Here is a 9,954-nt window from a genome sequence, read left to right as displayed (position 1 = left end):
GCTGACCCGCGACGCCCAGACGGTGCTGTCCGAAGACTGCACCAACCTCGAGCAGGGCGGGCTGCGTGGGCTGTTGCGCGTCATCGGCTCCGAGCACCCGCATCTGCACACCACGCATATCGACGTGAATGGGCAGACCGATGCCGAGCAGCTGGCCCGCCAGTTGGTGTCGGGCTCCGACGAGGACGAGACCGCGTGGCGCAACGACGAGTGGTACGTGGCTCGCTTGTGCCCGACTCCGTTGCGTGCCGAGGAGCGGCGCACCACGATCGTCGATCAGGAGAGCGACGCTGTGCGTCTGCAGATCCGCACACCCGGTGACCTGCAATCGATGGAATTCGTGACCGCCGAGCGCGTGCCGCCGGGTCCCGGGGAGATCGAGGTCGCCGTCAGTGCGTCCAGCATCAACTTCGCCGACGTGCTGATCGCGTTCGGCCGCTACCCCTCGTTCGAGGGACGGCTGCCGCAGATGGGCACCGATTTCACCGGGGTCGTCACCGCCGTGGGAGCCGACGTGACCGATCACCAGGTCGGTGACCTCGTGGGTGGCATGTCGCCGAACGGCTGCTGGCGAACATTCGCCACCTGCGATGCGCGCCTGGCCACCAAGCTTCCGGAGGGGCTGACACCTGGGCAGGCCGCCGCGGTGACCACCGCCAGCGCAACGGCTTGGTACGGGCTGCACAACCTGGCCCGGATGAAGGCCGGCGACAAGGTGCTGATCCACTCCGCAACCGGCGGGGTCGGGCAAGCCGCGATCGCGATGGCGCGTGCCGCAGGCGCCGAGATCTATGCCACCGCGGGCAGCCCGAAGCGCCGGCAGCTGTTGCGCGACATGGGCATCGAGCACGTCTACGACTCTCGCAGCATCGCGTTCGCTGACGAGATCCGCCGGGACACCAGCGGTTACGGTGTCGACATCGTGCTCAACTCGCTCACCGGTGCGGCCCAACGCGCCGGAATCGAGCTGATGGCGTTGGGTGGGCGGTTCGTCGAGATCGGCAAACTCGACATCTACGGTGACACTCGGATGGGCCTGTTCCCGTTCCGCCGCAACCTCACCTTCTACGCCCTGGACTTGGGGTTGCTGTCGGTCACCAACCCTGAGGACGTCCGCGAGGTGCTCGAGACCGTCTATCGGCTGACCGCCGACGGCACGTTGCCGATACCGGAGGCCACCCACTACCCACTTGCCGAGGCGGCCACCGCAATTCGGGTGATGGGCGCCGCCGAGCACACCGGCAAGCTGGTGCTCGATGTGCCCCATGCCGGTCGCAGCAGTGTGGTGGTGCCACCCGAGCAGGTCCGCGTCTTCCGGCCGGACGGCTCATACATCATCACCGGTGGTTTGGGTGGTCTGGGGTTGTTCCTGGCCGAGAAGATGGCCACGGCGGGTGCGGGCCGGATCGTGCTCACCTCACGTTCGCAGCCCAACCAAAAGACTCTCGAGACAATAGAACTCGTCCGCGCGATCGGCTCCGACGTGGTGGTGGAATGCGGCGACATCGCCGACCCCGACACCGCGCAGCGGCTGGTGTCCACCGCGACGGCCACCGGGCTTCCGCTCCGTGGCGTGCTGCACGCGGCCGCAGTAGTCGAAGACGCCACCTTGGGCAACATCACCGAGCAGCTGATCGAGCGCGACTGGGCACCGAAGGTGCGCGGTGCGTGGCACCTGCATCAGGCGGTGGCCGGTCAGCCCCTGGACTGGTTCGCCTCGTTCTCCTCGGCGGCGGCCCTGATTGGTTCGCCGGGTCAGGGCGCCTACGCCGCGGCCAACAGCTGGTTGGATGCCTTCACCCACTGGCGTCGCGCCCAGGGCCTTCCGGCCACCTCGGTCGCCTGGGGTGCGTGGGGCGAAATCGGCCGTGCCACAGAGCTGGCGGAGAGCAGCGGCGCAGCGATCGCTCCCGACGAGGGTGCCTACGCGTTCGAGACCCTGCTGCGCTACAACCGCCCCTACAGCGGTTACGCACCGCTCATGGGAGCACCCTGGCTGACCGCCTTTGCGCAACGCAGCAAGTTCGCCGAAGCGTTCAAGACGATGGGGCGGGGCCGATCCGACAGCAGCAAGTTCCGTGCCGAATTGATGGAGCTGCCCAGCGAGGAGTGGCCCGGCCGACTGCGGCGTCTGCTGTCCGAGCAGATCGGCCTTCTCCTGCGTCGAACTGTCGACGTGGACCGTCCGCTTTCGGAGTACGGGCTCGATTCACTGGGCAACCTCGAACTGCGCACCCGCGTCGAAACCGAAACCGGGGTGCGGATCAGCTCCACCGACATCACTACGATTCGGGGCCTGGCGGATCGCATTTGCGAGAAGCTGGCGCCGGCGGAGGATGTCGCAGCGACATTGTGACGGGCGCCGCTCGCCGGTGGTTCGAAGGGCAGTCGCGCCGTCGCTCATCCGGCTGACGGCGCGCTGCACACTTACCGGCGACTGTAAATTCGCTTCCGCCTTGTAGTCCGATGCGTCCCGCGTCGAAGGGTCAGCCGGCGACGGCTCCGGGCTCAGCGAACGGCGACCCGAACTCGGTCACCGGCCGGAAGCCGCGTTCGCGGACCTGCGCCGCAGCCTTCCGAATCAGTGCATACAGTCCGACGAACGCGGCGTGATCGGTCGCCACAAACGGTGTCAGCAGCCGATTGTGCACTAACGCGAACGCCACCCCGTCCGCGGGGTCGGTCCAGCCGAGCGAACCGCCCAGCCCGACATGACCGAAGCCCGGCATCACGTTCCCGATCGGCAAGCTGTGGTAACCCAGGTGGAAAGCCAACGGCACGTAGAGGTTTCGATCCAGCCGCAGGCTCCGTCGACCGGTCAGACCCGCAACCAGTTCCCGCGACAAAAATCGGGTGCCGTCGATCTCGCCGCCGTTGGCGATGGCTCCGTACATCCGAGCCAGCGCGCGCGCCGTCGTCACGCCGTTGGCCGCCGGCATCTCGGCGTCCAGCATCGGAATCTCACCCTTGACGGCAGCGGTCAAGCCCGGGAAGTACATGGAGCGAAACGCGCCCGACAACTGATGGGCGACCCGGTGCGTCACATAGCCGAGGATCGGGTTGGCGACGATGTTCTGCGGCATGACGATCTCGGCGACCCGTGTCGGCGATTCGGCCGGTGGCCGCCCCAGATGCATGCCGTCGGTGCCCAATGGCTCGGCGAGTTCCTCACGGACCAGCGTCCGCATGCCTTTTCCGGTGACGGCTCGGGCAAGCCCGGACATTAGCCAGCCGAAGGTCAGCGCGTGATACGCGGGTTTGCCGAGCAGGCGTCCCGGCGGCGCCGCCGCTAGCCGATCTTCCATCACGACGTGATCCAGCAAGTCTTCCTTTGTGGCGCCGCGCAGACCCGACAAACCCGCATTGTGTCCCATCACCGAACGCACGGTGAGAGCGGCCTTGCCGTTGGCGCCGAACTCCGGCCAGTACTCAGAAACCGGCGCGTCGTAGTCGATCAGCCCCCGATCCGCGAGCCGGTGGATGACCGTGGCGGCCATCCCCTTGGTCGCCGAGAACACCATCGGTGCGGTATCGGCCGTCCATGGCAGCTGGCCGCGCCGGTCAGCCCAGCCGCTCCATACGTCAACGGCGGGTTGGCCGTCGACATAGACCGCCAGTGCCCCGCCACCGAACCGGCGCCCGGGGAACATGGTGGAAAAGCTACGAACGACGCACGCAAAGTGTGGGTCCGCCGCGCCGGACACGCGATGCCCTGCGTCAGGGGCATCGCGGAGAGGAACCGCGCGTCGATCGACTCCGATGTCAACCTTCACACGTCTGAATTTACCTGGATTTCACACGACTCAAGCGCAAACAAAGATTAATTTACCTTTCCGTTAGCCCGACGCGACCGTCAATATTTGCTGCGCCGCCAGCGCGGGGGTCAGCTCCCCCGCCCTGACTCGACGCTCGACGTCGGCGCGAATCTTGCGCACCTCGGGATTGGACAGCACCCGATCCAGCACCGTGTCGCGGACCATCTGCCAGGTCCACTCGACTTGCTGGGCCCGCCGGCGCGCGTCGAACTCCCCGGCGTCGGTGAGCACCCGGCGATGGCGCTCGATAGCGTCCCACAGCTCCGCCAGGCCGGTCCCGTTCACCGCGCTCATGGTGAGAACCGGTGGCCGCCAGAGTGTCTCACGCGGGTGTATCAATCTGATCACCGCGGACAGTTCCCGCGCGGCTAACCGCGCCTCGGTTAAGTGCTCTCCGTCGGCCTTGTTTACCACTACGACGTCGGCCAGCTCCAGCACACCCTTTTTGATGCCCTGCAACTGATCACCGGTGCGCGCCAGGGTCAACAAAACGAAAGTATCGACCATGTTGGCCACCGCCACCTCGGATTGGCCGACGCCGACTGTTTCGATCAGGATCACGTCAAAGCCGGCGGCCTCCAGCAGCACGATGGTTTCCCGAGTTGCCTTTGCCACCCCGCCCAACGTGCCCGACGTCGGCGACGGACGGATGTAGGCGTCCGGGTGCACCGCCAGCTGCGACATCCGTGTCTTGTCGCCGAGAATCGATCCGCCGGTACGGGTCGACGACGGGTCGACTGCCAGCACTGCCACCCGGTGGCCCTCATCGATCAGATGCATGCCGAGCGCCTCGATGGTGGTGGACTTTCCCACCCCAGGGACCCCGGTGATGCCCACGCGATGGGAGTTTCCAGACTCCGACAACAACGCCAGCAGCAATTGCTGCGCCTGCTCGCGATGGTCGGCGCGGGTGGACTCCAGCAGCGTGATGGCCTGCGGCAGCGCCGCACGATCGCCGCTGCGGACAGCTGCGGCTAACCGGTCGGCGGTGTCGTCTGCGTTGTTGCGCGGATCGGGTGCCATCTAGTCGAGCGCGTACCCTCGCCGCTCGGCGAGCTTGTGCAGCAAGTCGATTGCGGCGTCGGCGATCACCGTCCCGGGCGGAAAGATGGCGGCGGCCCCGGCGGCGTACAGCTCGTCGAAGTCGCCGGGTGGGATGACACCGCCGACCACGATCATGATGTCGGGCCGGCCCACCTCGGCCAGCGCGTCGCGAAGTGCCGGCACCAGGGTCAGGTGACCGGCTGCCAGCGAGGACACCCCGACCACGTGCACGTCGTTGTCGGCCGCCTGGCGCGCCACCTCTTCGGGCGTGGAAAACAGCGATCCGACGTCGACGTCGAACCCGATGTCGGCGAATGCGGTCGCGATCACCTTCTGGCCGCGGTCGTGGCCGTCCTGGCCCATCTTGGCCACCAGTATTCTGGGCCGGCGCCCGTCGGCCTCGGCGAATTTTTCGACTAGTTCGGTGGCGTTTGCGATGTTGGTGGCCTTTCCGGCTTCGTCACGGTAGACCCCGGAGATGGTACGGATCTCCGCCTGGTGGCGCCCATATACCTTCTCCAGCGCGTCGGAGATCTCGCCCACCGTGGCCTTGGCCCGGGCAGCGTCGATGGCCAGCGCCAGCAGGTTGTTGCCCAGTCCGTCTTCGCCGGCGCGGCCGTGCGCGGCGGCTGCCCGAGACAGCTCGGCCAGGGCGGCGTCGACCGCCGATTGGTCCCGGTTTGCCCGCAGCTCTTGCAGTTTGGCCAGCTGCTCGGCGCGCACCCGGCTGTTCTCGACCTTGAGTACCTCGACCTCCTGGTCCTCTTCCACCTGGTACTTGTTGACCCCGACCACCGGCTGTGTCCCGGAGTCGATGCGGGCCTGGGTGCGCGCGGCCGCCTCCTCGATGCGCAGCTTGGGGATGCCGTCACTGATGGCCTGTGCCATGCCGCCGTGCTCGGCGACCTCGGCGATGTGGGCGCGAGCCCGCTGTGCGAGTTGATGGGTCAGCCACTCCACGTAGTACGAGCCGCCCCACGGGTCGATCGGCCGCGTGGTGCCCGACTCCTGCTGCAGTACCAGCTGGGTGTTGCGGGCGATCCGGGCAGAGAAGTCGGTGGGCAGCGCCAGCGCCTCGTCCAGCGCGTTGGTGTGCAGCGACTGGGTGTGGCCCTGCGTCGCGGCCATCGCCTCGATGCAGGTGCGCGCGACGTTGTTGAAGGCATCCTGGGCCGTCAGCGACCAGCCCGAGGTCTGCGAATGCGTACGCAGCGACAGCGATTTGGGACTCTTGGCGCCGAATCCGGCTACGAGCTCGCTCCACAGTAATCGGCCGGCCCGCAGCTTGGCGATCTCCATGAAGAAGTTCATCCCGATGCCCCAGAAGAAGGACAGCCGGGGCGCGAACTTGTCGATGTCCAGTTCGGCGTCCAAGCCCGCCTTTATGTAGTCGACGCCGTCGGCCAGCGTGTACGCCAGCTCCAAATCCGCTGTCGCACCGGCTTCCTGGATGTGATAGCCGGAGATCGAGATGGAGTTGAATTTCGGCATCTTCGCGCTGGTGTAGGCGAAAATGTCGGAGATGATGCGCATCGACGGCTTGGGCGGATAGATGTAGGTGTTGCGCACCATGAATTCTTTGAGGATGTCGTTCTGGATAGTGCCGGCCAGCTTCTCCGGCGGCACTCCCTGCTCCTCGGCGGCCACCACATACAACGCCAGGATCGGCAGCACCGCACCGTTCATCGTCATCGACACCGACACCGCGGACAGGTCGATGCCGTCAAACAGCTGTCGCATGTCCAGGATGGAATCGATTGCCACACCGGCCATTCCGACGTCGCCCTGGACGCGGGGATGGTCCGAGTCGTAGCCGCGGTGGGTGGCCAGGTCGAAGGCCACCGACAGGCCCTTCTGACCGGCGGCCAGGTTGCGGCGATAGAAAGCGTTGGAATCCGCGGCGGTGGAGAACCCGGCGTATTGGCGGATCGTCCACGGCTGGTTGACATACATCGTCGGGTAGGGGCCGCGGACAAAGGGCGGCTCGCCCGGGACGCTGTTCAGCGGGTACCCGTCAGCCTCGGCGGCGGCACGATCGGCGGCGATGTACACCGGTTTGACGTCAATGCCTTCCGGCGTCTGCCACTGCAATCGATCCGGTGTGTACCAGTGCGCGGCCGCGGCCGCGGCCACGTGTTCTTCGACTGCGGCTTCGGTCGGCGGTGGAACAGTCCGCTCGCTGTGCAGCGGCACATCGGCGAAGCTACCGACAGCAGGTGCAGTGGTCGTCATGGTGACTACGCCCCCAACCTAGTGAGCAGATTCGTCAGGGCTTCGACGGCATTGATCTTTGCAGTCAAAAATTCGTCGGGCCGGTGCTCGGCATCCCCGATGGCTTTTTCGGGTCCCGCCAAATAAACCCTTGACACGCCGGCGCTTCGGGCTGCCTGCACGATGCCTGCAGCCTCATCTTGGTAGCGCTTGTCGGTGCCGCAGATAACCGCCACGCTCGGCAAGTCCGCGGCGGAAAACTCGGCGACCGCCTGGGCAACGCCGGCGGCGTCTACCGTTCCCGCGTTGACCGCCTCGATACCGCCCGATGCCAGCAGGTTCGTCGCGAACGTCGTCCGGATATTGTGCTCGGCCAACGGGCCCAACGGCAGCAACAGCGCCCGCGGACGTGAACCGGTGCGCGCCAGGTAGACGTCCGAACGGTCGCGCAGCGCTTCGAATCCCGCGGAGTAGCGTTGCAATTTCCCGGCCGCGTGTGGTGGAGCCGACGAATCACCCTGCGGCAGCGCCGGTTCGGCCAGGTTCGCAAATTCGTTGACCCCGGTGATCGCGGTGCGGCGATGCGCGATGTCGTCCGCGCGTCGTGCGGCTACGTCGGCGATCTGGTCGGCGACGTAGTCGCGAGCGTCGACGAATCCGCCGCGGCCCTCGATCGCCTGAAATTTCTCCCAGGCTTGCTGCGCCAGTTGTTCGGTGAGTTCCTCGACGAACCAGGACCCGCCGGCCGGGTCCAACACCCGGCCGACGTGCGACTCTTCCAGGAGCAGTAGCTGGGTGTTGCGAGCGATCCGGCGCGCGAAGCTGGTCGCGGTGCCGGGAAAGCCGCCCGGGATCGCCGCGTCGAACGGGAACACCAGCACGGTGTCGGCACCGCCGACGCCCGCACCGAGGGCGGCCAGTGTGCAGCGCAGCATGTTCACCCACGGGTCGCGCTGGGTCATCATCGGCAGCGAAGTCTCCGCGTGCACCACAGCTGCGCCGCCCTCTGGGTCGCCAACGACCTCGGCGACCCGCGCCCATAGTTGCCGCAAGGCTCGCATCTTGGCGAGCGTCATGAACTGATCGTCGTCGGCGGCCAGCCGGAAACTGATTTGCCCAAGCGCCTGGCCGACCGGCATTCCAGATTCGGTGAGCGCCCGAAGGTAGGCCACCGCGGCCGCGACGCTGCCGGCAAGCTCCCATGTCGCGTTGGCGCCCAGATTGTGGAACGTGGGCCCGTCGACCGTGATCGCCCGCACCCCCCTATCGCCGGACACTCGCGAGGCGACCGCGACGACATCCTCGATCGCAGGGGCCGGACGGTCACTCAGCGACGCCGTCAGCGGGTCTGCGCCCAAATCGATCGACAGCGTGGAGCGCTGGCCGGGTTCCACCTGGGCAACCAGCGCCAGCAGGGCATCGCAGGCCGCCGGATAGTCGGCGCCCGTGTCGAGAATCATCGGCGCCATGCTCAGGTGCACACCCTCGAGCAGCTTCTCGAGCTGGTCCGGCGCCACCCCGGAATCCCCCACCCGGATCAGCAGAGCGCTGACCCCGTCGGCGAGCGCGGCCAGCACCGCTGCGTTGCTGTCATCGCGGCCGGGCACAGGACCCGAGATAGGAAACGCCTCGGCAACCTTCCAGCCGGAGTTGACGTCGCGCAGTGCGTCGCCACCACGCACGTACGGCCAGTCGCCCGGCAGCGGCGGCTCCGGCAGCTCGTCGAGCGCGGTGTAGAGCGCCCGGATGGCGATCCCGTCATAGGTCGGGGTTTCCAGCAGGCGCTCGGGCTCGTGCCCCAGCTCCCCGGGGTCCTTCCGGGTGCTCTTGGACAGCACACCGGCGACCGCAGTGCGCCAACGCTCGCGAACCTGTTCCAGGTCGGCGAGCTCGGGTACGTCAATGGACACCGATTGCTCCCTTTTCCCAGCAATCTTTTCCCAGCAGTAGCCGGCGTTGCTTGGGTTTGTTCGGAGTCTGCCAGTTGCTAATCAGGCTAATTGATGAGCCTGCACGCTAAAAACCACGCGGAGCGGCGATCGGGGCAGGTCGCCGGGGAAACGCCAGGCTCGGGAAACGGGTTATTCATCGAGGCCCCGTAACCTTGACAGCCGTGACGGGTTCCGCGACCTGCAAAATCAGCGATACATTGCGCGATCTCGGCTGCGCGATGGGCGCGACCGCGCGTCAGCTGTCCCGGCCCCGGACGGTCGCCACAGTGGTCGGTATCACAGTCGTGGTTGCCGTGGCGCTGCTGGTCCCGCTGCCCACCCCGGTGCAGCTGCGTGACTGGGCAGAATCGGTAGGCCCCTGGTTCCCGTTGGCGTTCTTGATGGCCCACATCGTCGTCACGGTGATACCGGTCCCCCGGACGGCATTCACCCTGGCCGCCGGGCTGCTGTTCGGCCCGGTGCTGGGCGCTGCCATCGCCGTGATTGCCAGCACCGCGAGCGCCATGATCGCGATGCTGCTGGTGCGCGCGGCCGGGTGGCAGCTGAACCGCCTGGTTCGCCACAAATCGATCGACACGGTGGACGAGCGGTTGCGCGAACGGGGCTGGCTGGCCATCGTGTCGCTGCGGTTGATACCCGCGGTGCCGTTTTCGGCGATCAACTATGCCGCGGGCGCGTCGACCGTGCGGGTGGTGCCTTACATGTTGGCCACGCTGGCCGGCCTACTTCCCGGGACCGCCGCCGTGGTGGTTCTCGGCGACGCGCTGGCCGGCCACCCCAGCCCGCTGCTCTATCTGGTGTCGCTGTGCACGGCGGCGTTGGGGGTAGCGGGGCTGATCGTCGAGATTCGCCACCACCGTCAGCACCATCGCCGCAAGGTGGTGCCGGACGCCGAGCCGGCTATCACGCACTGATCCGGCGTGAACCTGCGT

General features: G+C 67.0%; 6 protein-coding genes. 2 read left to right on the top strand and 4 right to left on the bottom strand.

What is annotated here, in order from left to right; all coding sequences use genetic code 11:
- Positions 1-2,356, top strand: a 2,356-nt coding sequence (locus ACLP4W_RS27915) for an SDR family NAD(P)-dependent oxidoreductase (protein ID WP_442390599.1), incomplete at its 5' end; no start/stop codon positions are given.
- A 130-nt stretch (positions 2,357-2,486) separates the two neighbouring features.
- On the opposite strand, the gene ACLP4W_RS27910 is transcribed toward ACLP4W_RS27915, so the two are convergent.
- From ACLP4W_RS27910 to mutA, 4 genes are all read right to left on the bottom strand, one after another.
- Complete coding sequence (locus ACLP4W_RS27910; protein ID WP_442390598.1) at positions 2,487-3,773, bottom strand: serine hydrolase domain-containing protein; 1,287 nt, start codon at positions 3,771-3,773, stop codon at positions 2,487-2,489.
- A gap of 63 nt (positions 3,774-3,836) precedes the next feature.
- Positions 3,837-4,838 (bottom strand): methylmalonyl Co-A mutase-associated GTPase MeaB, encoded by a 1,002-nt coding sequence (gene meaB, locus ACLP4W_RS27905; RefSeq protein WP_442390597.1) that lies wholly within the window; start codon positions 4,836-4,838, stop codon positions 3,837-3,839.
- On the bottom strand, positions 4,839-7,091 hold the full coding sequence (gene scpA, locus ACLP4W_RS27900; protein WP_442390596.1) for a methylmalonyl-CoA mutase: 2,253 nt from the start codon (positions 7,089-7,091) through the stop codon (positions 4,839-4,841).
- Positions 7,092-7,096: 5 nt separating this feature from the next.
- A complete protein-coding gene (mutA, locus tag ACLP4W_RS27895; RefSeq protein WP_442390595.1) occupies positions 7,097-8,980 on the bottom strand; it encodes a methylmalonyl-CoA mutase small subunit in 1,884 nt (627 codons plus the stop codon).
- A 203-nt stretch (positions 8,981-9,183) separates the two neighbouring features.
- On the opposite strand from mutA, the gene ACLP4W_RS27890 reads away from it, so the two are divergent.
- Positions 9,184-9,936, top strand: coding sequence for a TVP38/TMEM64 family protein (locus tag ACLP4W_RS27890; protein ID WP_442390594.1), 753 nt, complete (start codon positions 9,184-9,186; stop codon positions 9,934-9,936).
- Positions 9,937-9,954: the final 18 nt, after the last annotated feature.

Origin of the sequence: Mycobacterium sp. (genome assembly GCF_052145595.1) — a bacterium.
Taxonomy (GTDB): domain Bacteria; phylum Actinomycetota; class Actinomycetes; order Mycobacteriales; family Mycobacteriaceae; genus Mycobacterium.
Note: the sequence above shows the minus strand (reverse complement) of the source record. Positions and strands in the feature narration are given on the sequence as shown.

Bases quoted from the DNA above. Each gene is read 5' to 3' on its own strand.
- meaB (WP_442390597.1), bottom strand. From the start codon at position 4,838: ATGGCACCCGATCCGCGCAACAACGCAGACGACACCGCCGACCGGTTA.
- scpA (WP_442390596.1), bottom strand. From the start codon at position 7,091: ATGACGACCACTGCACCTGCTGTCGGTAGCTTCGCCGATGTGCCGCTG.